Consider the following 26287-nt stretch of genomic DNA (forward strand, 5'->3'; position numbering starts at 1 on the left):
ATGACCGATTACAAAGCGACTCTCAATCTGCCGTCAACGGCATTTCCGATGAAGGCCGGTCTGCCACAGCGCGAGCCGGAGACCCTGCAGCGCTGGAACAGTATCGACCTGTACGGGAAGCTGCGGCAGATTGGTGAAAATCGCCCGAAATTCGTCCTGCATGACGGCCCTCCGTATGCCAACGGCAGCATTCATATCGGTCATGCAGTGAATAAGGTCATCAAAGACTTCATTGTTCGTTCGAAGACCCTGTCCGGTTTCGATGCGCCCTATGTGCCGGGTTGGGATTGCCATGGGTTGCCGATTGAGCACAAGGTCGAGATCACCTATGGCAAGAATCAGCCTGCCGATCTGACTCGTGAGCGCTGCCGTGCCTATGCCGCAGAGCAGATCGAGGGGCAGAAAGCCGATTTCATTCGTCTCGGCGTCTTGGGTGAATGGGATAACCCGTACCGCACGATGGATTTTGCCAACGAGGCCGGCGAAATCCGGGCGCTGGCGAAGATGGTCGAGGGGGGCTTCGTTTTCAAAGGTCTGAAGCCCGTGAACTGGTGCTTCGATTGCAGTTCGGCGCTGGCCGAGGCGGAAGTCGAATATCAGGACAAGAAGTCCGATGCTATCGACGTGGCCTTCCAGGTTGAAGACTCGGATAAGCTGGCGACGGCATTCGGCGTTGCGGCGCTGGGCAAGCCGGCCAGTATCGTAATCTGGACCACCACGCCCTGGACCATCCCGGCCAACCAGGCGCTCAACGTTCATCCCGACTTTGTCTACGCACTGGTCGACACTGGCGACCTTCTGCTGGTGCTTGCTGAGGAGTTGGTCGAGTCTTGCCTGCAGCGCTACGAACTGCAGGGCGATATCATCGCTCGCTGCGAGGGCCGGGCGCTGGAACTCATCCGGTTCCGCCATCCATTCTACGAGCGTTTTGCGCCGGTCTATCTGGCCGATTACGTTGAAACTGGCGCCGGTACCGGCATCGTGCACTCTGCACCCGCTTACGGCGAGGACGACTTCCGTTCCTGCAAGCATTACGGCATGGAGAATGAAGACATTCTCAGCCCGGTGCAGAGCCACGGCGTATACGTAGCGGATCTGCCATTCTTCGGCGGTCAGTTCATCTGGAAGGCCAACCCGGCCATCGTCGAGAAGCTGCGTGAAGTTGGCGCGCTGCTCAAGCACGAGTCGATTCAGCACAGCTATATGCATTGCTGGCGGCACAAGACGCCGCTGATCTACCGCGCCACGGCGCAGTGGTTCGTTGGCATGGACAAAGTCGCTCACGACGGCAGCTCCCTGCGTCGTCGCGCGCTGGACGCGATCGAACAGACCGAGTTCGTTCCCGCTTGGGGGCAGGCGCGGCTGCACGGCATGATCGCCGGCCGTCCGGACTGGTGCATCTCGCGTCAGCGCACCTGGGGCGTGCCGATCCCGTTCTTCCTGCACAAGGAAAGCGGCGAGCTGCATCCACGCACCGTTGAGCTGATGGAAGCCGTCGCGCAACGCGTCGAGCAGGGCGGCATCGAGGCTTGGTCGAAGCTGGATGCCGCCGAACTGCTGGGCGACGAAGCAGCGCAGTACGAAAAGATCAGCGACACCCTGGACGTCTGGTTCGATTCCGGCACTACCCATTGGCATGTGATGCGCGGTTCGCACCCGATGGGCCACGAAAGCGGCCCACGCGCGGATCTTTATCTGGAAGGCTCCGACCAGCACCGTGGATGGTTCCACTCCTCGCTGCTGACCGGCTCGGCCATTGACGGCCACGCACCCTACAAAGGGTTGCTGACCCACGGTTTCGTAGTCGACGAGAACGGCCGCAAGATGTCCAAGTCGCTGGGTAACGTCGTTGCGCCGCAGGAAGTCACGGATAGCCTCGGTGCAGACATCCTCCGGCTTTGGGTGGCCTCGACCGATTACTCCGGTGAAATGGCTGTCTCCAAGGTGATCCTGCAGCGCAGCGCAGACTCCTATCGCCGTATCCGTAACACTGCGCGCTTCCTGCTCTCCAACCTTGACGGTTTCGATCCGGCGCAGCATCAGGTTCCGGCCGACCAACTGATCGCGCTGGACCGTTGGGCCATCGACCGCGCCCTGCTGCTGCAGCGGGAAATCGAAGAGGCCTATGGCACCTACAAGTTCTGGAACGTCTACCAGAAAGTGCATAACTTCTGTGTTCAGGAACTGGGCGGTTTCTACCTCGACATCATCAAGGACCGTCAGTACACGACCGGCGCTGACAGCCTGCCGCGCCGCTCCTGCCAGACCGCGCTGTATCACATCGCCGAGGCGCTGGTGCGTTGGATTGCGCCGATCCTGTCGTTCACGGCTGATGAAATTTGGCAGTACCTGCCGGGCGAGCGCAACGAATCGGTGATGCTCAACACTTGGTACGACGGGCTCGCTGAGCTGCCTGCCAGCGTCGAACTGGGTCGCGAGTTCTGGGACAAGGTCATGGCGGTCAAGGCTGCGGTGAACAAGGAGCTGGAAACTCAGCGCGCGGCCAAAACCATCGGCGGCAACCTGCAGGCTGAAGTCACCCTGTACGCTGAAGACACGCTGGTTTCCGACCTGGCGAAGCTGGGAAGCGAATTGCGCTTCGTGCTGATTACGTCGGCGGCGACAGTAGCGCCGCTTACCAAAGCGCCAGCCGAAGCCGTGCAGAGCGAACTGCCCGGTCTCAAGCTGCAGATCAGCAAAACCGGTCACGCCAAGTGCGGCCGTTGCTGGCATCACCTGCCTGACGTCGGCACGCACTCGGCTCATCCTGATATCTGCGGTCGCTGCATCGAGAACATCGAAGGCGCAGGCGAGGTTCGCCATCATGCGTGACGGCATGCGGTACGGTTGCGCGGCTGAGACCCGGCATGCGCTTTCGAGGGCGTCGGCATGACCTCGCGCTTCGGTAAGCTCACCTGGCTGTGGCTAAGCGTGCTGGTCATTGTGCTGGATCAGGCGACCAAGCATTACTTCGAGGCCAACTTCAGCCTGTACCAGAAAGTCGAGGTCATTCCCGACTACTTCGCCTGGACGCTCGCCTACAACACGGGCGCTGCTTTCAGCTTTCTCGCCGATCATTCCGGCTGGCAGCGCTGGTTGTTCGCCTTGATCGCCATCGGTGTCAGCGCCGTGCTGGTGGTCTGGATGAAGCGCTTGAAACCCGGCGAGACCTGGCTTGCGGTGGCCTTGGCACTGGTCTTAGGGGGCGCCGTCGGCAATCTCTATGATCGCGTGGTGCTCGGACACGTCGTCGATTTCATCCTGGTGCATTGGCAGAATCGCTGGTATTTCCCGGCGTTCAATATCGCAGACAGCGCCATCTCGGTTGGTGCCGTCATGCTGGCGTTGGATATGTTCCGTAGCAGTAAAACGGGAGAAACGGTAAATGAGTGAGCAGCGTATTGGGCCCGACATGCAGGTCACCCTGCATTTCTCCCTTAGTCTGGAAAATGGCGAGCAAGTCGACAGCACCTTCGACAAGCAGCCGGCGACGTTCAAGGTTGGCGACGGAAATTTGCTGCCCGGTTTCGAGCAGCAGTTATTCGGCCTCAAGGCGGGCGACAAACGCACTTTTCAGATCGCGCCCGAGCAGGGCTTCGGACAGCCCAACCCGCAAAATGTGCAAACCATGCCGCGGAGCCAGTTCGAAGGCATGGAGCTCTCCGAAGGGCTACTTGTGATATTCAATGACGCGGCCAAGACCGAGTTACCCGGGGTTGTCAAAAACTTCGATGACCGTCAGGTTAAGGTGGACTTCAATCATCCGCTGGCTGGCAAGTCGCTGGCATTCGAAGTGGAAATATTCGAGGTGAAGCCGGTCTGAGCGACCGGCCCACGTAGGTAAGCTGCTTGTTGTAGGAATCAGATTGTAAGGTGTATCACGCTTCACCGATCCACCGCAGGCCGCAATGGTGGATGCAAAAGCGCCATCCTCCTACGAGTCTGGCGAAGCGCGTTACCCTATCTTCAGCCTGGTTTTTCATGCCGATTTCAGCTTCGCTTCGCGCCGCCGACCAGGCGTTACACTTCACCACTCACCCGCCCCGAACGTCGAGAATCCCCATGCAAATCAAACTCGCCAATCCGCGTGGCTTTTGTGCCGGTGTAGACCGCGCCATCGAGATCGTTAATCGCGCGCTGGAAGTCTTCGGTCCGCCGATCTATGTGCGCCACGAAGTCGTGCATAACAAATTTGTCGTAGAGGATCTCCGCGAGCGGGGCGCTGTTTTCGTCGATGAGCTTGATCAGGTGCCGGACGGCTTCATCGTCATCTTCAGTGCGCACGGCGTATCCCAGGCTGTGCGCATGGAAGGGGAAAGGCGCGGTCTCAAGGTATTTGACGCCACCTGCCCATTGGTGACCAAGGTTCATCTGGAAGTGACCAAATATAGCCGTGAAGGGCGAGAGTGCATTCTGATCGGCCACGCTGGCCATCCCGAAGTCGAAGGCACGATGGGGCAGTACGATACCGCCAGTGGTGGCTCGATCTATCTGGTCGAAGACGAAGACGATGTGGCAAAGCTAGAGGTGCGCGACCCCGAGGCGCTGGCCTTCGTCACCCAGACCACGCTTTCCATGGATGACACCAGTCGCGTCATCGACGCGCTGCGCAGCAAGTTTCCAAGCATTGGCGGTCCGCGGAAGGATGACATTTGCTACGCGACGCAGAACCGTCAGGATGCAGTCAAGCAGCTCGCGGCCGAATGCGATCTGGTACTAGTAGTGGGCAGCCCGAACAGCTCGAACTCCAATCGTCTTCGTGAGCTGGCCGAGCGCATGGACACGCCGGCCTATCTGATCGACGGGGCAGAAGATCTCAAGCAGGAGTGGTTTGAGAACGTTGAGCGCATCGGTATTACCGCAGGTGCGTCGGCGCCGGAGGTGCTTGTGCGAGGGGTGATCGAGCGGCTGAAGGAGTGGGGCGCCAAGGGAATGGACGAGCTGGAGGGGCGCCCGGAGAGCGTGACGTTCTCGATGCCGAAGGAGTTGCGTTTGAAGGCGGTTTGATAGCCTCGCAAACGAAAACGCCTGGTTATACACGCCGGGCGTTTTCGTTTCAGCCGCTCAGCGTCTCCAGCATTCGGCCAGGGTCATACCGTTTTTTTGCCCCTTGGCGCCAGTGTTGGCTAGTGTGAGGGTCCCACATTTGTCGTTGGCCATACTCCCGGTCGGTACGGCTTGCAGCACGTATGCAGTGGGGGAGGTGCTGGCTGCGATCAGGCTGATATCGTAGGCTTTGGCGCCTCCATCTTTTGGCGCCTGGGTGAAGGGAAGATCGGGCCCGTTTCCGTCGCTTTTGACGTAGCGGCCATTGCCGGTGTAATAGCGCTCCATGAAGTGCCCCAGTTCCATCAACGCCGTTTCGGCGTCCGCGCGCTTAGCGCTGCGGACGTATTCCTGGTAACTGGGGTAAGCGATGGCAGCGATGATGCCAATGATCGCAACTACGATCATAAGCTCTATCAGCGTAAAGCCCCGCGCTCTTTGCTGGGACGATGAGACTAAAGTAATCAAATATTTTTCCTCACTTCATGCCAGGACAAGCGATTAGAATCGTTGTTGTTTCCCATAACTTCGATACACACCGGTGTCACGCCATTCGAACCGGTACTAGATGCCGAGCTGGCATAGCACAGATAGCGTTTGCCGGTACTTTGATCGTTTAGTCCGATCGTGCCCTTGACTGCACCTTCGTCGGGGTCGGCCACGCCGCTGACTGGAACCTTCGTTCCATCGTCCAGTTCGATGTAATCGTCCTCGTCAATACTGCCGTCGCCGTTGTAGTCAAAATACGAATAGACGAGGCGGCTGCCGGTTGCCAAGTCGAGACTCATGATCCAACTGGTGCCACCTGCGTCACAAGGGTTTGCGGACGGTATAAGGGTGCTGAAGGTGACGCGGTTGCCACCCAATTGGGCCTGGGAAATGACGCGCTCACCCTTGGCGCCAGTTCCTCCTCTCGCTGTCTTCCACAGCAGGTCCAGGTACCATCCTCGGTGGCTATCGGTCATAGTGTTTTCGCTGACCGCTCGGCCATTGAGCTCGGTACCGGTAACCTCTCTCAGAATTTCCTGCTCGAGAAGCGTGCTTCGCCCGTTGATCTGGACACCGCTATCAACGATGCCATAGAACGACTGCACCTGCGGTGAGTCAGGAACCTCATTGTCGGTGGTCTGGTAGAAGCTGCCAGTACCGAACACCAGCATGATCTCCCTATCTTTGGTATAGGCCGCGTCTAGTGGTGCGGTGATCGGCTGCGCAACGCCGCTAGCGTCCTTGGCCAAGAACAACGGAGTGATGTTTCCGCCTGATTTCAAGCTACTTGGGGCATCCCATCCACTGGCGGACGTGCCAGTTATGTCCAGGCGCCACACTTTACCCAGCGTGTCGGCTACATAGACGCGATCCGCTACGCGATCGTTATCGATATCAACTGCCAAAGACGCACCGAGATCGCCGCTGTTCGGCAGGTCAAAGCGCTTGATCACACTGCCGTTCGAAGCATCTAATAGCCAGACATAACCGCTGGTGGTGGTGGTCGGCCGGTCATAACCGCTGGTGACGATTACGCCGAATTTACCGTTGTAGAGCGGAACCAGACTGGGGCGGCCGAGGCTGTAGCCCATTTCCGGGTGTGTAAATTCCCAGAGCACGCTGCTGGCGGACATGCTGTTGGGGTTCGAAACATCCAGCGCAAAAATGCTGCGGCCACCTGCGCCGGACGAACCGACTAAGAGCGTCTTCCACTGACCGCTGACCAGAGCGTCACCGATACGGGGCGTTCCGTCCACATAGTAGCGATGTGCATAGGTTGGGTCCGTCAGTTCGTGTAGCTCGTCGATAAGGTCATTCGGAACATAAGCAAACAGCTCCTTGCCGCCTGTGCTGCCAAGGCTTGCGTCGAAGCCATGCAGCATGCCGTCATTCGCTCCCACTACAACCAGCGGTGGGCGGTTTTGGTAAGAGCTTTGCGAGCGAAAGGTGGTGTACGCGCTCTTGATTGCGCTGGTAAAACCGGCGCTTTCGGGCAGTTGGGAGTAACCGAAGTTTGGTTTATAGATGTACTGCGGATCAGAGTTGGCAATGTCACCAAGCCGGCTGTCCCGCTGTCGGAGCGGATTGTTAGGCGCTGCATCGGTGCGCTCCTGGCTGCGGTCGCCGCGAATGAAGGCAAGTCGGTTTTGTCCAACTGCTTCTGTCGTCGGAGTTCCGCTGGCTGTAGCCCTCAGGGCTGTCTTCTGTGCTGCTTCCAACTGATCCCACAGGAATGTTCTGCCCGTTGTTGATACCAGCGCACCTGTCGTGCTGTCAGCTGTAGGGGGCGTAGACGTAAGGATGACGCGATCAGCTGTCTGCGCGTTGGTCAGCGCATCCAACTTCTGTGCCGCTTTCCAAGTAGGGGTTGTGCTCACGGTGCCGTTGCTGGAAACCGCCTTGGCCAGTAAGTCCCCGCTCCACTTGGCGCTGTCGAGCATCGATTGGAATACAACGGTATCGGTTTCCAGCTTGGTTGAATTGGTTGACAGGGCCGCTGTGGTGCTACTGACTTCCTTGGCGATGTTAGCGAAGGCTGTTTTCAGGCTTTCGACCATTTTGGTTGCATCGCTGGCCACGTAGAAGTTTCGAGGCCGAAGTTCTCCTATTTCGGTTTTGTCGCCATCGGTCCACCAGCTGGGTTGGATCTCTTTGGAGGGCGCATAAGGGTCACCATAGTCCTCAACGTCCTTATCGGTTGGAAACTTAATGCCGCCGTATTTGGCTGCCAGCCAATATTGGTTCTTGGCTCGGCCTTTCAGTACGCCGTTTTCACGAACATCCACCCAGTGGGTGGAGAGCAGTTGCTTGCCGCTGATATCGTCCCGAAGGTCGACGGTATTGGCGTGGTACGCCATCCCAGCGATATACGCGGAGTTATTACTGCAGCAATCGCCGAATTGGCCTGCAGTCGTTGCTTTTGTATCAACGCCCTCCAGAGTACCAACCACCGTGGTGGCGGTTGCGACATTGAAGTTGGCAGCATCAGCAGCGACTTGGGCTGGTACCGCGGGTTCGAGGCTAGTTACTGTCGCGCCAGGCAGGTTGCGATCGGCGTGTGTATTGGTATCGCCAATTCCAAGGATGACGTTCTTCTGGCAGGCGTATTGAATCGGGTCTTCCCAAGATGTTATGACCGGAAATCCATCAAGCCATTTGTCTTTAGTTGTTCCGCCCGGCGAGGGGTTGTGAGCTGGGGTCGGTGTGCTGTAGGCGGTTACGTTGCCGAGATTTCGGAAGTAACGGAACGCCGCATAATAGAGTTCGCTAACCGGGTCGTTGCTCTTGTGCTGGTTGGTCGTCAGCTGCCCGAACTTGTTCAGGTAATTGATAACACCACTATTGCTGACAGTCCGGCCGAATGCTGTTTGGGTCGCTGTAGCATCATCAGGGTTCGGGTTAGTTGCGAGAATACCGGTTGTCTTGCTCCATTCTGTGCGTGCGTTATCCATCTGGCCGGCCACGCCACGTTCTCTTTTAAGTGGGCCTATGTACTTTTGGCCCGCACGCAATACCCCGCCGTCGCGTAGCTGCTTTTCGTCGTTCAGGTAGCCGAATACGCTGTAACGTATGTTTTCGTTGTACTGCTGCAGAAGGCCCTCAGGCTTGTAATTGGTGTCACTGTATTTTTTGCAGTTCGCTTCAAGCAACGAAGGAACACAAACTTTCACCCGGAGTTTGAGGCGGTAAACGGTTTTCAGCGTATTGCTGTTTTGTGGGGTATAGCTCTTTAGTAGGCGACCCCCGTCCCAAGGACTTGTGAGTGCTGGGTCGTAGGCGACCTGTTCAGCGAGGGATGCGTTGTCATCGCCAAGCTTGTCATTCCAAGTGGAGAAAAGCATATCAACGCCCAAGCCACTCAGGCGCAAATAGAAGTTTGTCCAGTCACTTTTGGCAGGCGTGGCGCCGACGATTTCGCTTTGAGGGACGTTGGCGCTGGACGTACGGTTGCCGGCGCTACTTTGACCCGTATGCCTTGCCTTTTCCAGAACTGTGAGCCCAACTTCATCACGGTAGCGATACCCACCGGTTAGCGCGCTGCGAAATGGATCGATCGTTGGCGTTCCCGCCCAGTTCAGGAAATTCCCACTCCATTGTTTTGAGCCACCGCACTTTCGCAACGTGGCATATCCGGCTGGTTCAAACCATTCGTTAGTTTTATCGTAGGTGTAGCACTTCGCCGAGTCGAAGTAGCCAAGATAGGTATTGCCTGAACTGTAGTTTCCGGTGTTGGCAATGGATAGCAGTGTCGGCCACTCCACGGAGGGCACGAGCGCAAGGTTGCCAGGGACATTGCTGGCACCTAGTAGCAGGGGAGTCTGCGATACGTCTGCGACAGCCTGATTAGCACCGAGTGTCCAGCATACTGCAGCCCCCGCCAGCAGCAACGGGCGCCACGTACCGGTAGGTCCATTCCAGGGCATACGGCGATAATTGAGCGGCATCATGTCACTCCTCTACAAAATACAGGGAACGAAGGGTGACCTTCGAATCCGGACTGGCGCCGGTGCCGGTTGCTTCAATGCGTACTAGAACGAAGTCGAGAATCAGCGACTCGCCAGCCGCGAGCGAGTCGCCACCAGCGGTGGTTGGGTTGACCATGTTCTGCATGTCGAGCTGACCGGGGTGGGGCAAACGGGTGATGGTGTAGGTTGGTGCTTGATAAACGTTGCCGTTGAACCCGGAGAAGATCACAACGTCGGGGGTTTCGTTATTGACGGGATAGAGCGTGTCGCTGATCAGATTTGTGTAGTCAGTCTTGACTTCTTGTTCAGCGAAACGCAACGCGGCCTCTGCGGCCTGAAATGCGAGCGCATGATCGCGCATGTTGCCTGCCATGCGCTCCTGCAAGTTGGTATCGCGCATCGCGGCCACGCCTATGACAGTGAGCAAAAGCAGCATGATGAGGGCGACAAGCAACACGGCGCCCTGCTGTTTAGATGGGCCTAAAGTTTCTTTCATCATGGCAGTCGATTCCGAATGGCGACGGTGGCGGTATAGACCTGTGCGACGCGGTTGTCCTTGATCGTGACGGTGCCGTCGTCGGCGTAAACGGCATAGGCGTCGTCCCGATCAATGCCAACGATGGGCGGGAATACGAAGGTCTGCGGCTCCTCGAGCACATTGATTTCGGGACTGATCGCGATTACGGATATGCGTGCCGAAACGACTTTGTTCCAATCGCCCTCGCCAGTGGAAACGAGATTATTAGTGCCAGCTTTTACATATTCATCCGCAAGCCGGTCGCCGTCCTGATCGAGTCCGTAGGTGATCTGCATTTCAATGATGCCTTCGACAAGTTCCTCTACAGCTGGGCTTGGGCTGAGTACTTGGCGGTAGAGTGAGGGAAGGCGGCCGGCGTTGTCGCGGATGAAATAGGAATGGCTGCGCAAGACATGAGCGGTCATATAGCCGTTATATGACTGGCTCCAGTTTTGGTTCAGATTCCCTGGCGTCGCGTTACCGCCAGCCTTCTGGAACGCGCTGGCGTTCTGGTTGTTGGCGTTCTGGAATACGTCGCAGCCTGTAGAGTTAGCCAATATGACGATCTGGCCTTCGTAGACAGAGGTGCTGTTGTTCACCGTCAAGCTCTGGGCGGTCGTGTTGTTCGTTCCGCCTGCCTGAAACTCCTGGCCATCCCCGGCGTACTTTACGATAAAGGAATCCGTGTCCGTACGCGTTGTGTCTGTGCCTGCAAAGAATACGGGCTTGCTGTTATCCCATCCTTGGATCGCGGGTGTTGTGCTATAGGCGTTTTTAACGTCGGCACTTGCAGTCGTCAGCTTCAGATGGCTGGTAGGCTCGCTGAGACATTCTCCTTTGTAGCCCGCTTGCCTAACGTCGAACGTCATGAAGTCAGTTGCGAAGCGACCCGCTTCCTGAACGCGGGCGACCGCAGTGTTGGTGCGATACATATCTTTGCTGGAGATGAAAACCTGCAAAACGCCACCCAGCAAGATCAGGCTGATCAGCATCGCCACCATCAGCTCGACAAGCGAAAGGCCCGCCTGCCGGTAAAAAGAGACTGGTTTCATAGCTGCGTCCGATAGACAAAGGTTTCACGGTCGTTGTCAGCGGCTTCGTCGATGCGGCCGCGGTTGTCATCCCACTCGATGGATACAGTGAACACTCGATCGTTTCGGACAACGCTGCCCTTGGCATTGCCAGAGAGCAGGCACGAAAGCGAATTCAGCCATTCGGCTACGTCTTTTTTAGCGAGTGTTCCGCTGGGAACGATGTCTGGATCGCAGGCTTGGTTCTGTAGCGCGATGTCGTAGACACCGTTCAAGGCTTCAGTGCGATTGGCGCGCATCCGGTCGATGATGTCGTAGGCCAGCACAGTTGCCTGTGACCGGTAGTACGCGCTCTGGTTGCTCTTGAGCGCGGTCATCTGCATGCCGGCGAGGCCTAGCAGACCTATGGAAAGAATCAGCATGGCGACAAGCACTTCGATGAGCGTCGCGCCGCGCTGGCGGGCAGATATACAAACTGGGCTTCTCATTGGCACGTTCCTTTTGTGCTCGTCACTCGTCCTGTCGCGGTCAGTGCAATGGTGTATTGGGGTTTGCCCGTGCAGTTCGGAAACTTCACTGTGAAATCTGTCGCGGTCGTCTTGGTCAGCAAGCCGTTCGGCCGATAGGAAAGCGTTTCAGCCGGCCCGGTGACCGTATTCTGATTACCTACCGCTTCCCATACGCGGAGCACAGCGCCGCCATTCACTTTCACCAACCAACCGTTTTCCCAATCGGTCGCATCCGCGCAGGCGTTCGCATTGCGGCGGCAGATGTCCACCCTCACGCCACGCTTGACCGCTTCGGAGCGAGCGAACTGGAGCGCAGTGGTTAGGTCGTTGGCGATAGTCTGGGTCCGGTTGTTCTGGATGGTGTCTCGGAACGAGGGCGCCGCGATCGCCAACAGGATCGCGAGGATCGCCAGCGTGATCATCAACTCGATCAGCGTGAAAGCTCGGGAATGCTGCATGGTTATTCTCAGTTTCAGGGTCATCAAATCATCCCGGTTTGCCGTTCGGCTTCCCATTCTGCCCGGACGTTCGGTCAGTTTCCGAGGCCGTGCGGCATGTTAGGTGCAAAGGTCGTCGGCCATGGGGGGCGCAAGTCTCGTCCGCCCTGTGATGTTGATCACAATCTTCCTCAGCGGCGTTTCTTGTCGGCACAGGATGAAGGTGCCATTGAGGCTGTGCGTTGTGCCGTCGGGCTTGAACGTCATGTGTCGTTGCTGGCGAAAGTTTCGCCATTTCCAGCTATGGCCCGCCGTAACTGCAGTAGTACGTAGCATCAGGTCGTCCTCACCAATTGTGCCGTTGGCATCCAGGTCATCGAATATCAGTACCTGGCCGCTCCACATCGCTTGATCCTCGCAGCCGGCCGACCCTGCGCACAGGCTGACCGGTCGCCTGGTGGTTATCGCCCTGCTTCTTGCAAAGTTGAGGTCAGCGAGCAGCTGGTTGACCAGCGTGCGTTGGCGGACCGATTCGAGCGTTGAGGAGAATGTCGGGATGGCGATCGCAAGCACGATAGCCAGTACGGTCAGGGTGATTAGCAGTTCAATAAGCGTGAAGCCTTGATCCTGATTCGGCATGGTGCGGTTCCTTTGCACGTATGATGGCCGCCTTCCTGGCGTTGCCACTTTGCTTCGTCAACCATCCTGACGAAGTGGGCTTTTTAGACCAGTGCGGCTGCAAGGCCAAGGATGAAACGCGGAAAATGTGAACCCGAGTGGTGGAGGTTGAGTTGAAGCAACGGACGATTGTGGTGGGCGGCGGCGTTATCGGTTTGCTGTCGGCGTATGGGCTGGCTGCTGCAGGATGCTCCGTGTTGTTATGCGAGGCATCCGCGACGGGCACCGAAGCCTCCTGGGCCGGCGGGGGCATCGTTTCTCCGCTTTTTCCGTGGCGCTACCGCGGTTCAATCAGTGCGCTGGCGCACTGGTCACAGGACTACTATCCGAAGCTTGGCGAGGCCTTGAAGCAGCAGAGCGGGATCGACCCGGAAGTTCACGAGACGGGGCTCTACTGGCTCGATCTGGAAGACGAGGATCAGGCCCTGGCCTGGGCAAGCCACCATTGTCGGCAGCTGCACCGCGTAGACATGGAACAGGTACATACCGCTGTGCCTTCGCTTGGCGATGGTTTCTCAAGTGCGGTGTACATGCCAGGCGTAGCCAACGTCCGTAACCCCCGGTTGCTGCAGTCGCTGCGTGCAGCTTTGGCGAAGCTGCCTAATGTGACGATCGTCGAGCATTGCCCTGTTAGCGGTTTTGTCCGTGAAGGTACGCGTATCGTTGGTGTGCATACGGCGCGGGGCGAGATGCGGGCTGAGCATGTCGTTGTCGCGGCGGGGGCCTGGAGTGGGAATCTGCTGGCAACGCTGGGATTGGAACTGCCGGTCAAGCCGATGAAGGGGCAGATGATCCTCTTCAAGTGTGCCGAGGACTTCCTGCCGAGCATGGTGTTGGCCAAGCGCCGCTATGCGATTCCGCGGCGTGATGGCCACATTCTGGTGGGCAGTACGTTAGAGGACGTTGGATTCGACAAGACAACGACCGAAGAGGCGCTGGAAAGTCTCAAGGCGACCGCGATCGATTTGCTGCCTGGACTCGCCGATGCCGAAGTGGTCAAGCATTGGGCGGGGCTGCGTCCTGCTTCCCCGGAAGGCATTCCTTATATCGGTCCGGTGCCGGAGCATGATGGGCTTTGGCTCAACTGCGGGCATTTTAGAAACGGGCTAGTGCTGGCACCTGCTTCATGTCAGCTCTTGGCCGATCTGATGTTGGATCGCTCTCCGTGCATCGATCCCGAACCCTACGCTCCTGCTGGTCGGCTGTGATATTGCCAAGGGCTGGTGTGCACCACGTGTTCCAGCGGTCTTGCTGAGGTTTCGATTTTCAGGGGCATTTCATTGAGTGCTCGTCGCTGAGACCGAAACCTTTCAACGGTTGCGCATAGGCTCCCGCAGCAGGTTGCGCCTCACGCATCATCTATCGCTGGGTTTGAGAGGGGGCTCGTTCTCGCGGCGACGGCGCTGGCCTTTCGGTAGCCAGTGCGCACTATCACAACAGACAGTGCGTTGCTGTCGTGCTATTCGGCGGCGTTTGCAGCAAAGCGCTGCGTAGCCCTTCGGGTGTACCGGTTTTGCTGTTAGATTATCTGGCTTTGTGGCGCAGAGCCTTGTCGCGCCGATTTCTACACTCATGAGGTTGCGTGTGGCCAAGAAAACCACATCCCTTTCCGGCCTTGGCGGTCTGGTCTTCTCCACCGACGCGGGGCGCCACTGCCCGGATTGCAGTCAACCGCTGGACGTCTGCGTCTGCAAGCAAGCGCTGATTCCTGAGGGTGATGGCATCGCTCGTGTGCGCCGGGAGAGCAAAGGTCGCGGCGGCAAGACGGTCACCACGGTAACCGGTGTGCCGCTTGCGGAGGTCGAGCTCAAGGAGTTGGCCAGTGCGCTCAAGCGTCGTTGCGGTACAGGTGGCGCACTCAAGGAAGGCGTGATCGAAATCCAGGGTGATCATGTCCAATTGCTCATCGACGAACTGATCAAACGCGGATTCAAGGCCAAAAAATCGGGCGGTTGAACCCCCGGTCTGACCCTATCAGGCGCATGCGCTTATTTCCGGGCGCGCCGGCCGTCCAAACCGGATAGCCCCGCTGTCGCGCTAAGCTCGACAGACTCATCCCCATTCTCAGGAGGCCTAGATGCCCGTACGACGCACACGTAAAGATGACGGCAGTCAGTGGACCGCAGCGGACAGCCGTAGCGTCTATGGTATTCGCCATTGGGGGGCAGGCTACTTTTCGATCAGTGATGACGGTCATGTCGAAGTGCGCCCGCAAGGACCTAATGGTGCGGCCGTTGAATTCACCGGGCTGATCGAGCAGTTGCGCGATGCCGGGCTGACCTTGCCGCTGCTGGTGCGCTTCCCTGACATTCTGCAGGACCGGGTGCGTCATTTGACCGGTGCCTTCGATGCCAATATCGAGCGCCTTGAATATCAGAGCAAGTACACCGCGCTGTACCCGATCAAGGTCAACCAGCAGGAAGCGGTGATCGAAAACATCATCGCTACGCAGAATGTTTCGATCGGGCTGGAGGCTGGCTCGAAACCTGAGCTGATGGCGGTGCTGGCGCTGGCGCCGAAGGGTGGCACCATCGTCTGCAACGGCTACAAGGATCGCGAATTCATTCGCTTGGCGCTGATGGGGCAGAAGCTCGGCCACAACGTGTTCATCGTCATCGAAAAGATGTCCGAAGTGGGCATGGTGATCGAGGAAGCGGCGGAGCTGAAGATCATCCCGCAGGTTGGCTTGCGTGTACGGTTGTCCTCGCTGGCTTCGAGCAAGTGGGCCGACACCGGTGGTGAAAAGTCCAAATTTGGTCTGTCCGCGGCGCAGTTGCTGACCGTCATCGAGCGCTTTCGCGCGGCGGGCGTCGAGCAAGGCGTGCGGTTGCTGCACTTCCATATGGGCTCGCAGATTGCCAATCTGGCGGACTACCGTGACGGCTTCCGTGAAGCCATTCGTTATTACGCCGAGCTCCGCGCGCTCGGGTTGCCGGTCGACCATATCGATGTGGGCGGTGGTCTCGGTGTGGACTACGACGGCACCCATTCGCGCAACGCCAGCTCGATCAACTACGACATCGATGAATACGCTGGCACGGTGGTCGGGATGCTCAAGGAGTTCTGTGATCGCCAGGAGCTGCCGCACCCGCATATTTTCTCCGAGAGCGGTCGGGCCATGACTGCGCATCACGCCGTGCTGGTGATGCAGGTGACGGACTTCGAGCGCCACAACGACGAAGCGCCAACCATCGAGAACTACGACGAACTGCCCGAGATCGTTCAGGCGCTGGCAGATCTGCTAGGACCGACCGATCCGGAAATGGTCACCGAGACGTACTGGCGCGCCACCCATTACATGAGCGAGGCCGCGGCGCAATACGCGTCCGGCAAGCTGAGCCTTGCGCAAAAGGCGCTGGCCGAACAAAGCTACTTCGCCATTTGCCGCCGCTTGTACAACCAGCTCAAGGCGCGCCAGCGATCGCACCGTGCGGTGCTCGACGAGTTGAATGACAAGCTGGCCGACAAGTACATCTGTAACTTCTCGGTGTTCCAGAGCCTACCGGACACCTGGGCGATCGATCAGATCCTGCCAATCGTGCCGCTGCAGCGCCTGAGCGAGGAACCGGTGCGTCGCGCCGTGTTGCAAGACCTGACCTGCGACTCGGACGGCAAGATCAAGCATTACGTGGACGAGCAGAGCATCGAGAACAGTATGCCTGTGCACGAGATCCAGGCAGGAGAGGAATACTTCCTAGGTGTGTTCCTTGTGGGCGCCTACCAGGAAATTCTCGGCGATATGCACAACCTGTTCGGTGACACCGACTCGGTGAACGTCTATCAGCGCGAGGATGGCAGCTTCTATCACGCCGGTATCGAGACCCACGACACCATCGAAGATATGCTGCGCTATGTGCACCTCTCGCCCGAGGAGCTGATGACCTACTACCGCGACAAGGTCTCCAGTGCGCGGCTCAGCGCCAAGGAGCGCACGCAGTACATCGATGCGTTGCGGCTGGGGCTGACTCGATCTTCCTATCTGACGCCTTGATCGGGGTAGTTGTGGGAGGGCCGCGGCGCGAAGGACCGTAGGGTGGATGTCGCCTTTTACATCCACCGTGGATCCGCTCGGTGGATCGATGAAGCGCGATCCACCAAGCGGACTGCATTCGCCGCGGGGCGCACCTCCCACCAGAGCGCGCGGTGTGGTTCTTTTGCTTATGTGGGTGGGCCGCCCCGGCGCGAAGCTGTTCGCTTCAAACCTTTCTGACGAATTCCGACTTCAGTTTCATCGCACCGATGCCGTCGATCTTGCAGTCGATGTCGTGGTCGCCGTCGACCAGACGGATGTTCTTGACCTTGGTGCCGACCTTCACCACCAGCGACGAGCCCTTGACCTTGAGGTCCTTGATCACGGTGATGGTGTCGCCGTCCTGCAGGGTATTGCCGACTGAATCCTTGATCAGCTTTTCGTCTTCGGCAGAGGACTCTGCAGCGTTGGCCGACCATTCGTGGGCGCACTCCGGGCAGACCAGCATCTGGCCATCTTCATAGGTGTACTCGGAGTTGCATTGGGGGCAGGCTGGCAAAGCGCTCACGGCGGTTCCTCGTCGGCGGTGGGAAAAGCCGCGGATTGTATAGGGTTTTATCGGCTCGTGGGCTGCCTGCCAGGACGTGGAGGCTTCGGACTAAACGATGACGCCATCCCCCGCCGGTGCGACGGCGGAGGCTGGCAGCGAGCAGGGCTCAGTAATCGTCCTTGAGAGCGCGGTAACGCTCTTCCAGTTCCCGGCGAATTTGCCGGCGCTGCTGGGCCTGGGCGAAGCGACGCTTTTGGTCGGGTGTTCTCGGCTCCAGTGACGGTACAGTGGCCGGGCGACCATCTTCACCCACCGCTACCATCGTGAAGAAGCAGCTATTGGTATGCCGAACGGTCTTTTGCCGGATGTCTTCAGTGATGACCTTGATACCGATCTCCATCGAAGTGTTACCGACGTAGTTGACCGAGGCGAGAAAGGTCACCAGCTCGCCGACATGCACGGGTTGGCGGAAATTCACCTGATCGACCGACAGCGTTACAACGTACTGACCTGCATAGCGGCTGGCACAGGCGTAGGCCACTTCGTCCAGGTATTTCAGCAGCGTGCCGCCATGTACGTTGCCGGAAAAGTTGGCCTTGTCCGGGGTCATCAGTACGGTCATGGTCAGTTCGGCATGTCCATCAAGCATGGTGCGCGGCTCGTGCTGGCAAAAAGGGCTGCTACTTTAGTCGAATGCGAGGCGGCTGTGGCCCAGAAATCTGCGTCGTGATTCGTTTTTTTTCGGGCGGTCAATGTGGCAATAGCGCGCAGGTCATCGTGCCGTATCGCCTGCTGTTCAATCGTCGACTGGGATCTCGCCCAGGCCGAATTGCTGCGCTGCGCGTCGTGGAACAGATGCATATTGCGAACCGGTGCTCGGGTCTGGTGAGACGCAGCGTGTGTGTGAGGCTTTATTGACCTGCGCCAGTATCGCGGCTGTTTTTCCCCCCTATAGTCCAGTGGCTGGCATACACGCCTCACCACCCATCAGCGCCGGACTAGCCATGCGTTTATTCAGCCTCCTTCTGCTCAGTTGCCTCGTTCCGTTCGCCCACGCCAGCGAAGAGGCGATGGAGCGCTTCAACTATCTGATGGAAGATGCGGCCCGACGTCAGCAGGCGTATGAGGCCGGCCAGGAGCGTGCTCTTTTTTGTGGCTATTGCCATGGCGAAACCGGCAACAGCAAGCGCCCGCACATCCCCAATCTGGCCTCGCAGAATCCTATCTACCTGTTCCATTCGTTCGAGAAATTCGCCAAAGGCGAGCGCGTCGATTTCGTGATGTCGAAACTGGCGAAAAGCTTGACCTTGGAGGATCGGGTCAACATAGCTGTCTACTTCAGTCAGCAGAAGGTCGAGCGTGCCAGCGTTGCGCCGGATGCGGCGCTGGTCCAGCGTGGCGGGGCTTTGTTTCAGCGTACCTGTACCGCTTGCCACGGCAGCCATGCGCAAGGCAAGGAGACCATGCCACGCCTGGCCGGGCAGTCTGATGAGTACATTCGTAAGGCGTTGGGTCGTTTCCGCAGCAACGATCCGAGCCGAGCCGGCTCAGTCATGATCGGCATCGCTGGCCAGCTGTCCGAAGCGGACATTGAAGCGCTGGCCGCCTACCTGACGCAGCTGCAGCTGACTGAACAGCAGGAGCAGCAGGCCAGCGCGCAATTGCTTGGGGTGGTTGCACACTAGGCCCGTCCGCAACGCCACCGTTGATACCTCGCGGCGACCGACCTTTCGCTTGCCGAGTCGAAAGTCTGGCGCGCCGCTCGAGAGATTTCCTGGGCGCCGGTCAGTAGCTCTTGTAGGGCAGGAATTTGCCCGACAGAACGACATTCACCCGGTCGCCCTTGGGATCGGGTTGGCGCTGGATGTCCATGGAAAAGTCGATGGCGCTCATGATGCCGTCGCCGAACTCTTCGTGAATCAGTTCCTTGATGGTGCTGCCATAGACATTGACCAGCTCATACCAGCGATAGATCAGCGGGTCAGTGGGCACCGAGGTTGGCAGTGACCCTTTATAGGGCACGATCTGCAGCCAGGCGATGGCTTCGTCCGACAGTTCGAATAACTGGCCGAGGGTTTCCGCCTGGGCCTTGTCGAAAGCCATCTGTCCTAGACAGCCAGCGGTGGTCCACTCCTTGGACATGCCGATGGACTCGGCTATCTGGGCCCATTTCAGCTTCTTTCGCACCTTGGCGGAAACGATCATCTGGGTCACTTGGCTACGGCAGGAAATCATTGCACGATCCTCATCGACTTGATTGAGCGAGCCACATGTTGCGGCTGCGCGCTCAGTTCGATGCAGAGGCTGTGCCAGCTGGGAGCTGCCTGCTGTCGAACCGGAAGCTTGGTGCTGGAGCCAGCTCAATCGTACTCCGACGGCTCATGCTCGCCGAGCAGGCGCCGCTGCCTCGGTGTGGCGGCGGCGAGCACCTCTGGGTTGAATCGCCATTGCAGATAGGGCGAGAACTTCTGCGTCACCATGCGCCTCCCGTAATGCATCTGCAGCAGATAGCGGCTGCGGTCAGTCGTGCGATTACGGCTGCCGGCGTGCCAGAGGTCGCTGCGAAATAGCAGCACGTCACCCGCCTCGCAGAGCACCGGCTGAGCTTCGCGACCTTTCCAGTGCGTTTCGCCAGGGCGAGGCTTGCGCCCGGCCCGGTGGCTGCCGGAAATCACCAGGGTCGGGCAGAGATCGGCGTCGATCCGGTCGAGATAGAGGTGTGCCGTGCAGACCTGCATCGGCAACGTGAACGTGGGGTCTTGCAGCCAGCGCTCTGGCAGCTCCATGGCGAGGTAATCGGCATGCAGTTCTCCACCGACAAAGCCCGGATGGCTGCGCCAGGCTGTCTGCCCAATGACATGGCAATTCTCGCCGAGACAGGCTTGCGCCAGTTCGATCACCCCAGGAAGATCGAGCAGGGGCAGCCAGAACGGGTCGCGGTTGAACACGCATTTGTAATGGTCGTCGACCAGACCCTGATAGTCCCAGTGGATTGGCTCGAGGCGATCAATGGCCGCGCGTACCGCTTCGACCTGTTGCGGCGTCATGATGCCACGCAGCAACACGAAACCTTGCTCGTGCATGGCCAGCAACTGCTCGGTGGTGCGGCTGGTGCCTGGCATGATGTCCTGGGTCCGAGACGTTCAGAACTGTCGACAGCTTGTTGAAAGCTTGGGTTCGTATGCTGGCTGCGCCTGTGACGACCTGTCGTCGCAGCAGGCGCACAGCCACAAGCCGTGAGCCCGTTTCATCCCTTCTCGTGCGAACTGCGGCCCGCAGCCACAAGCGGCGTCTGCCGGGTTCGCTTTTAGCCTGCTCATGGCTATGTTGACGCTGCTCCAGGCTGGCGCCATCGCGCCCGGCCTCGCCTGAGGGCTAGACGCCTGCTCCGCCGACGATCTTCAATCCGCTCTGGCCGTTACCCTGCCGCTGCACCTGAATCTGCACCGGGATGCGCTCATGCATTTCCGCCACGTGGGAAATCACCGCCACCTTGCGGCCCTGTGCCTGCAGTGAGTCCAGTGCATCCATGGCGGTCTGCAGCGACTCCGGATCGAGGCTGCCGAAGCCTTCGTCGATGAACAGCGATTCGATTTTCAGCTTGCTCGAGGCCATCGAGGCCAGGCCCAGCGCCAAGGCCAGGGAGACGAGAAAAGTTTCGCCGCCCGATAGCGAATGCACCGAGCGCAGTTCGTCGCCCATCTCTGTGTCCATTACCAGCAGCCCCAGCGGGCTGCCGCCGCGCTTGAGTCGATAACGGCGGGCTAGCTGGCGCAGCTGCACGTTGGCGTGCTGTACCAGCAGGTCGAGGTTGTAGGCCTGGGCGATCTTGCGGAAGGCGCCACCGTCGCTGGAACCGATCAGCGCGGCGATTCGGCCCCAGCGCTGGCTTTCGGTGGTGGCGTCGGCGATCTGCTGGAGCAAGGCCTGGCTCTGGTTGCGGCGGCGATCATCGTCGAGCAGCGCGGCGCGGGTTTCGGTGCTGCGTTGCTCGGCTGCGTTGCAGTTGATTTCCTGTTCCGCGTACTGGCGTTTCAGGGTTTCGCCATCCGGCGCATCGGGTTGCCCGGCCTGATGCGCAGCCAGCCGCTGCGTGCAGCCGTCCAGCCGTTCACGGCTGCGGGCGAGCAGTTCGGTGTTGGCGCGCAGACGTTCGCGGGCTTCAGCGAGCAACGAGTCGTCCAGTCGCAGCAATTGGGTGAGGGTCGCATCGTCTAGATCGGGGTGCGCAGCGCGCCAGGCGGCAAGTTCTTCGCTGAGAGATTTGCGTTCGGCCAGCAGTTCGTCGCGGCGCCCGGCGCAGTTCTGCTGCTCGCTGGCAAGCCGGGTCAGCTCGACGCGCGCTTCGTTGAGTTGCCGGTCAATGTCGGTCTGTTGCTGGCGAGCAGTCTGGATCGTGTTTTCCAGTTGCTGCTGCCAGGCCGCGGCGCTGGCTTGCTCGCCCAGGCTGTCGTGCAGGCTCTGACGACAGGCCAACTCTCGGGCTTCGAGTTCACTGAGGCGGGTGGCGCAGGCTTGTTGCTGATCGAGACGATTCTGTTGCTGCAGCTGCTCACGTTCCAGTGCGCTCTGGCACTGTTGCTGCTCCTCAGCGACAACAGCCTGTTGGTCGATCTGCTGGCGCCGGGCCTCGACCTGGCTGTCGAGCTGCATGAAGGTTTCGGCGGGTGCCTCACGCCAACGGCTGAGCAGGGCGGCCGGTAGCAGGCTGGCGAATTCTGCCAGCTCCTCGTCCAATCGTTCCTCATCGCGGGATATGGCGTCGCGCTGGCCGGTGAGGGCCTGGCTCGCCTGACCGCAGGCGTCGCGTGCACTTTGCCAAGCGTGCTGCAGGGTTTCGCTGCGCTGCTGCAGCGCCAGCAGTTCGCGCTGGCGGACGTTGGCCGTGGTGATCTCGGTTTTGAGCGTGGCGAGTTTCGTATCCAGCCAGGAGTGGCGTTCTGTTTCCGGCTCTTGCAGCAGCTCGGCATAGAGGGGCAGTGCGGTCAGTTGCGGCTCCAGCTTTGCCAGCTCATCGGCGATTTCTGCGTGCCGTTGCCCGTTCTGTTTGATGCCGGTGGTCAGGGCGATGTGCTGGTCGCGCAGCGCCTGGAGTTTTTCGTCGTGACTTTTGAGCTGCAGCTGGGCCTGCTCGGCTTCGCGCTCGTCACCCTGGTCGAGGGCGTCGAGCAGCGCCTTGCCGTCATGCCAGGGATGCTCAAGGCTGCCGCAGACGCTGCACGGCTCGCCGGGGGCCAGCGCCGCGCGCAAGGCCTCGACATTGGCACTGCGGGCCAGACGCTGGCGCTCCAGCAGGGCCTGTACCACCTTGAGCGCCTTTTCCGCGTCATCGCGCTCCGTGCGAGCGAGCTTGCCGGCTTGCGTCAGGGCGTCGAGCTCCTGCTGCTGGCGGCGCTGCTCGTCGAGTAATCCGCTTTTCTGGGTTGCCAGTTGCTGCTGGCGGGACCAAAGCCCAACAAGGTTTTCGCCCTCACGTAGAGCTTCGCGCCAGGTGTCGAGCTGTATGTTCAGTTGCGCGATCTGGTCGGCCAGGCTGTTTTCACCGCCGATTCCAACCTGCAGCTCGTCGAGCGCCTGGCGAGCTTGTGTTTGGGCGATCTCGGCGGTTTTGGCCGCTGCCTCCAGCGCAGGGAGTTCCTGACGACCTTGCTGCAGGCGCGCCGCGATTTGTACGGCCTGCTGCAACCGAGGCCGGTAGCCATTCCAGGCCGCGCACAACGCCTGCAGCTCTGCGCTGCGCGCAAGCCCTTCGGTCAGAGTCGCCAGCTGGGTGGCGGCCTGTTCCTGCTTCTGCCGCAGTTGAGCGAGATGCTGCTCGCCGGTCTTGCTGGCGGCTTCGGCTTGTTCTGCTTGCTGGCGCGCCTCACTGAGGTCATTGGCCAGATGACTCAGGCGTTCCTCTTCGCGGCGCGCCTGCAGGAGTTGGGGTTCCGCGCTCTTGAGCGCTTGCTCGGCTGCTTTCAATGCCTCGGACGCTGTCTTGCAGAGCTGTTCCAGCTCGTCGAGCCGCTGCTGCACTGCGCTGTGCTCACGACCATGGCGAGCCAGGTTTTCCTCGACCTTCGCCAGCAGTGGCGCCAGCTCCTGCTCGCGGAGGAAGCGATGCCGTTGCGGCGCCAGCAGTTCGAATAGCGCGAGGATGCGGCGGGCGTCCGCCAGCTTCTCATGTTCGGTTTCAGCATCGCTAAGCTGCTGCCTGGCCTTGTCGCGTTCGCCTTGCAAGCGAGCCAGGTCCTGCAGCCACTGGCTCTGCTGTTTCAGCGTTTCAAGCTGTTGTTGCAACCCCTTCAGTTCGGCCAGTTGCTGCTGGTGTTGGCGTTCCAGCGCCTGGCGCGCCTCGGCGTCCATCGGCTGTACGCCACCGGCCTGCTGTTGCAGGGTGGCGAGCGCTTCGCGGGCGCGCTTGGCCGCTTCAAAGGCGGCCTGGCCCAGGCGGCTGTAGAGGCCGGTGTCGGTGAGCTTTTCCAGCAGGGTGCCGCGGTCGTTGTCGTCAGCCTTAAGAAAGGCGGAAAACTCGCTCTGCGCCAGCAGCACGGCGCGGGTGAACTGCGCCAGGGTGAGGCCGAGTTTGGCTTCGAGCAGCTCCTTGAATTCACGTTTTTTCCCGCTGGCGAGTAATTGGTCGCGGTCCAGGTCGAGCAGGCTCTGGCTGCTGGCCTGCAGCTTGCCGTCGATCTTTTCCCGTGCGCGCTTGACCTCCCAGCGGGCACGGTAGCGGTGGCTATCGATGCCGATGAAATCCACCTCGGCATAGCCACTGGCACAGCCGCGGCGGAGCAGGTTGCGCTCGTCGCCGCTGCCGATCTCATCCTTACCATCCGGCACCTTGCTCAACAACGAAGCGCCGTCAAGCCGTGGCGTGCTGCCGAACAGCGCCAGGCACAAGGCATCGAGAATGGTGCTCTTGCCGGCGCCGGTAGGGCCGGTGATGGCGAACAGGCCGGCACTGGCCAGGGGTTCGGCGGTGAAATCGATAACCTGTTCACCGGCCAGCGAGGCGAGGTTGTTCAGGCGGATGGCAAGGATCTTCATCGCATGTCTCCTTCACCGGCAAACTCAACGCCTTGGAGCAGGCTGGCGAAATCCTCCTGCGCCTGATCGTCGGGCGGATTGCCGAACTGTTCCTCCCAGGCTCGGGCGAAGAGCTCTTGCGGGGTGATCTGGTCAAGGCCGAGCAGCACCTCGGCGTCGGCCTCACCGCGTTTCCCTGAATATTCACTGGCGATGCGCACCAGCCGGCAGGCCTTTCCAGTGATCGCCGTTTCGATGCGCTGGCGCAGGTCTGGAAGCGGCTCGTCGAGCTGCACGCGCACTTCCAGCCAGGGCAGGTTCTCGGCGAACAGACCCAGCGGTGGCAACGCTTCAAGCTGGCTGATCACCTCGGCCAGCGGCGCGCGGCCAACACGGATCATCTCTACGGCTCGGGGAACGGGCAGCGGCTCGACGCCGGCAAGCTGATTGCCGTCGAGCTCCACCAGCAGGACCTGATGCGGGTAATTGATCTCGCCGAAGGACAGCGGCAGCGGTGAGCCGCTGTAACGGATGCGCGCCTGTCCGGCGACCTGCTGCGGCTTGTGCAGGTGGCCGAGGGCAACGTAGGCGATGGGCTCCGGGAACAGGCTGGCCGGCAGCGCCTCGGCAGTGCCGATGACGATGTTGCGCTCCGAGTCCTCCGACACCGCACCGCCAGCCATATGCGCGTGGCTCATGGCAATCAATGCCTGGCCGGGCTGGCGCTGGGCTTCGGCGGCGGCGATCAGGTGCTGGTGTACCTGGCGGATGCCGAGCAGGTAGTCATCCCCCGCATCGCCCCCGGTGACTTCGGCCGGGCGCAGGAAGGGCAGGGCGAGGCACCATCCGGCGACGGCGCCCGTGGCGTCATGCAGCGGTACTAGAAGGCGGTCGTGGTCCAGCTGGTTCTCGGCGATCCAGCTGATGCGGCCGATGGCGTGAGCGTTGAGCCGCCGCATCAACGGCCCGGGCAGCTCAATGCGTCCACCGGAATCGTGGTTGCCGGCGATCATCACGATGTCCAGCTGCGGGAGTTTTTCGTGGGCGCGTACGATGAAGTCGTAGAGGCGCTCCTGCGCTTTCAGTGGCGGGTTCACCGTGTCGAAGATGTCGCCGGCGATCAGCAGCGCATCGGGCTGGTGCTGGACGAGCTGGTCGAGCAGCCAGGCGAGGAACTGAGCGTGTTCGTAGTCGCGGTCCTGGCCATGAAGAGTCTGGCCGAGGTGCCAGTCAGAGGTGTGGATCAGGCGCATACGCACGGCCTTCTTACGGTGGATTGGCGGTTAAGCGCGATTGGAATCAGCCTTTCAAACGCAAAGGTCTCGAGATGCTTCTGGGTAGGTTTTTGTAGGAGCGAGTTTGCTCGCGAAGGTCTTTGGCCTGGGATACTCGGGTCTGTTGTCGAGGTTTGCTGAAATATGGGTTTCGCCCTGCTGGGCGATTCACTTTTTCTTGTGTGGCCAAGAAAAAGTAACCAAAAAGAAGGCCACCCCTGCATCCGGGTTTTGCTTTGCAAAACTCCCCTCGCTCCGGCGCCGCTCCGGGGGTCGTCGCGAAGGGACATCCATGTCCCATCACTCCTCGCTCGGCATCCATACCTCGCGTCCCCCTGCGCAGCACCTGCGCTCGGCCTCCTGAAGGGGAATCGTGTCCGAGCCGCCTGAAAGAGCGTAAACAGTGAAACAAAAGAGCTTTGCTTGTTTGCTGACGAGGAAGTTGCCAGACGCCGCCCGGCGCCTCTCTCAAATCGTACGGTGGGTAACGCGAAGCTTACCCACCGATTTTCGTCGGCAAAGTTCGATACCAAACGCTGCGTCGATTGCGGTGGAAAATGCTTCGCAGTTTTCCACCCTACGGAGTTTTCAAAGTTGGTTATGCAGCCCTGAGTTGATACACCTTTCTGCTTTTCCATCGCACGACCTACCAGACGCCGCCGAACGCCCCTTTCAGGAGGCCGAATGGAATCGCTGCGCAGAGGGGCGAGCGGCATGGATGCCGCGAGAGCCGTGAAGGGTCGGGGCCGCCGTCGGCAGGGATGGCCCTTGCGCGGCGACCCTCGGAGTAGCGATGGAATGAGGGAAGTC

At 59.8% G+C, this 26287-nt stretch carries 22 protein-coding genes; 8 read left to right on the top strand and 14 right to left on the bottom strand.

Translation table 11 applies throughout. From position 1 onward, the window contains the following. The 4 genes from ileS to ispH all read left to right on the top strand — a co-directional run bounded on the left by ileS (position 1) and on the right by ispH (position 5007). Positions 1-2832 (top strand): isoleucine--tRNA ligase, encoded by a 2832-nt coding sequence (ileS, locus tag AAGW23_RS14065; protein ID WP_342407036.1) that lies wholly within the window; start codon positions 1-3, stop codon positions 2830-2832. A 57-nt stretch (positions 2833-2889) separates the two neighbouring features. Then, complete coding sequence (gene lspA, locus AAGW23_RS14070) at positions 2890-3393, top strand: signal peptidase II (protein ID WP_342407037.1); 504 nt, start codon at positions 2890-2892, stop codon at positions 3391-3393. Further along, the gene (gene fkpB, locus AAGW23_RS14075) at positions 3386-3823 is read left to right on the top strand and encodes an FKBP-type peptidyl-prolyl cis-trans isomerase (protein WP_342407038.1); all 438 of its coding nucleotides are present in this window, start codon (positions 3386-3388) and stop codon (positions 3821-3823) included. The genes lspA and fkpB overlap by 8 nt, the downstream gene beginning before the upstream one ends. Positions 3824-4062: 239 nt before the next feature. Beyond that, positions 4063-5007 carry a 4-hydroxy-3-methylbut-2-enyl diphosphate reductase gene (gene ispH, locus AAGW23_RS14080; RefSeq protein ID WP_342407039.1) on the top strand — a complete coding sequence of 315 codons (945 nt, stop codon included), beginning with the start codon at positions 4063-4065 and terminating at the stop codon, positions 5005-5007. A gap of 57 nt (positions 5008-5064) precedes the next feature. Here ispH and AAGW23_RS14085 read toward each other — a convergent pair whose 3' ends face one another. The 7 genes from AAGW23_RS14085 to AAGW23_RS14115 all read right to left on the bottom strand — a co-directional run bounded on the left by AAGW23_RS14085 (position 5065) and on the right by AAGW23_RS14115 (position 12633). Then, on the bottom strand, positions 5065-5454 hold the full coding sequence (locus tag AAGW23_RS14085; RefSeq protein ID WP_342407040.1) for a type IV pilin protein: 390 nt from the start codon (positions 5452-5454) through the stop codon (positions 5065-5067). 56 nt (positions 5455-5510) lie between these two features. Beyond that, on the bottom strand, positions 5511-9479 hold the full coding sequence (locus AAGW23_RS14090; RefSeq protein ID WP_342407041.1) for a pilus assembly protein: 3969 nt from the start codon (positions 9477-9479) through the stop codon (positions 5511-5513). Positions 9480-9483: 4 nt separating this feature from the next. Continuing rightward, positions 9484-9999, bottom strand: coding sequence for a pilus assembly PilX family protein (locus AAGW23_RS14095; protein ID WP_342407042.1), 516 nt, complete (start codon positions 9997-9999; stop codon positions 9484-9486). Further along, the gene (locus AAGW23_RS14100; RefSeq protein ID WP_342407043.1) at positions 9996-11069 is read right to left on the bottom strand and encodes a PilW family protein; all 1074 of its coding nucleotides are present in this window, start codon (positions 11067-11069) and stop codon (positions 9996-9998) included. Before AAGW23_RS14100 ends, AAGW23_RS14095 begins: the two co-directional genes overlap by 4 nt. After that, a complete protein-coding gene (gene pilV / locus AAGW23_RS14105; RefSeq protein ID WP_342407044.1) occupies positions 11066-11536 on the bottom strand; it encodes a type IV pilus modification protein PilV in 471 nt (156 codons plus the stop codon). Before pilV ends, AAGW23_RS14100 begins: the two co-directional genes overlap by 4 nt. Beyond that, entirely contained in the window at positions 11533-12039 is a 507-nt protein-coding gene (locus tag AAGW23_RS14110) for a GspH/FimT family pseudopilin (protein WP_342407045.1), read from the bottom strand. The genes pilV and AAGW23_RS14110 overlap by 4 nt, the downstream gene beginning before the upstream one ends. Positions 12040-12114: 75 nt before the next feature. Then, positions 12115-12633 carry a GspH/FimT family pseudopilin gene (locus AAGW23_RS14115; protein WP_342407046.1) on the bottom strand — a complete coding sequence of 173 codons (519 nt, stop codon included), beginning with the start codon at positions 12631-12633 and terminating at the stop codon, positions 12115-12117. 152 nt (positions 12634-12785) lie between these two features. Here AAGW23_RS14115 and thiO point away from each other — a divergent pair, with 152 nt between their 5' ends. The 3 genes from thiO (at position 12786) to speA (ending at position 16663) form a co-directional block, all read left to right on the top strand. After that, positions 12786-13880 (top strand): glycine oxidase ThiO, encoded by a 1095-nt coding sequence (thiO, locus tag AAGW23_RS14120; RefSeq protein ID WP_342407047.1) that lies wholly within the window; start codon positions 12786-12788, stop codon positions 13878-13880. Between the two features lie 376 nt (positions 13881-14256). After that, a complete protein-coding gene (locus AAGW23_RS14125; RefSeq protein ID WP_342407048.1) occupies positions 14257-14628 on the top strand; it encodes a translation initiation factor Sui1 in 372 nt (123 codons plus the stop codon). A gap of 121 nt (positions 14629-14749) precedes the next feature. After that, on the top strand, positions 14750-16663 hold the full coding sequence (speA, locus tag AAGW23_RS14130; RefSeq protein WP_342407049.1) for an arginine decarboxylase: 1914 nt from the start codon (positions 14750-14752) through the stop codon (positions 16661-16663). 205 nt (positions 16664-16868) lie between these two features. Here the strand turns inward: speA and AAGW23_RS14135 are convergent, their stop codons facing one another. From AAGW23_RS14135 to AAGW23_RS14145, 3 genes are all read right to left on the bottom strand, one after another. Further along, positions 16869-17210, bottom strand: coding sequence for a zinc ribbon domain-containing protein YjdM (locus AAGW23_RS14135; protein ID WP_342407050.1), 342 nt, complete (start codon positions 17208-17210; stop codon positions 16869-16871). Between the two features lie 148 nt (positions 17211-17358). Continuing rightward, positions 17359-17841, bottom strand: coding sequence for an acyl-CoA thioesterase (locus tag AAGW23_RS14140; RefSeq protein ID WP_342407051.1), 483 nt, complete (start codon positions 17839-17841; stop codon positions 17359-17361). Further along, positions 17817-18053, bottom strand: coding sequence for a hypothetical protein (locus AAGW23_RS14145; protein WP_342407052.1), 237 nt, complete (start codon positions 18051-18053; stop codon positions 17817-17819). The genes AAGW23_RS14140 and AAGW23_RS14145 overlap by 25 nt, the downstream gene beginning before the upstream one ends. 143 nt (positions 18054-18196) lie before the next feature. On the opposite strand from AAGW23_RS14145, the gene AAGW23_RS14150 reads away from it, so the two are divergent. After that, positions 18197-18877, top strand: coding sequence for a c-type cytochrome (locus AAGW23_RS14150; protein WP_342407053.1), 681 nt, complete (start codon positions 18197-18199; stop codon positions 18875-18877). A gap of 100 nt (positions 18878-18977) precedes the next feature. On the opposite strand, the gene cynS is transcribed toward AAGW23_RS14150, so the two are convergent. From cynS to AAGW23_RS14170, 4 genes are all read right to left on the bottom strand, one after another. Continuing rightward, positions 18978-19427 carry a cyanase gene (gene cynS / locus AAGW23_RS14155; protein WP_342407054.1) on the bottom strand — a complete coding sequence of 150 codons (450 nt, stop codon included), beginning with the start codon at positions 19425-19427 and terminating at the stop codon, positions 18978-18980. A 125-nt stretch (positions 19428-19552) separates the two neighbouring features. Beyond that, positions 19553-20314 carry a phytanoyl-CoA dioxygenase family protein gene (locus AAGW23_RS14160; protein ID WP_342407055.1) on the bottom strand — a complete coding sequence of 254 codons (762 nt, stop codon included), beginning with the start codon at positions 20312-20314 and terminating at the stop codon, positions 19553-19555. Positions 20315-20567: 253 nt separating this feature from the next. Beyond that, a complete protein-coding gene (locus tag AAGW23_RS14165) occupies positions 20568-24224 on the bottom strand; it encodes an AAA family ATPase (protein ID WP_342407056.1) in 3657 nt (1218 codons plus the stop codon). Then, positions 24221-25456: an exonuclease SbcCD subunit D C-terminal domain-containing protein gene (locus tag AAGW23_RS14170; RefSeq protein WP_342407057.1), complete on the bottom strand. Its 1236-nt coding sequence runs from the start codon at positions 25454-25456 to the stop codon at positions 24221-24223. Before AAGW23_RS14170 ends, AAGW23_RS14165 begins: the two co-directional genes overlap by 4 nt. Positions 25457-26287: the final 831 nt, after the last annotated feature.

This window comes from Stutzerimonas chloritidismutans, assembly GCF_038562055.1.
GTDB classification, from domain to species: domain Bacteria; phylum Pseudomonadota; class Gammaproteobacteria; order Pseudomonadales; family Pseudomonadaceae; genus Stutzerimonas; species Stutzerimonas chloritidismutans_A.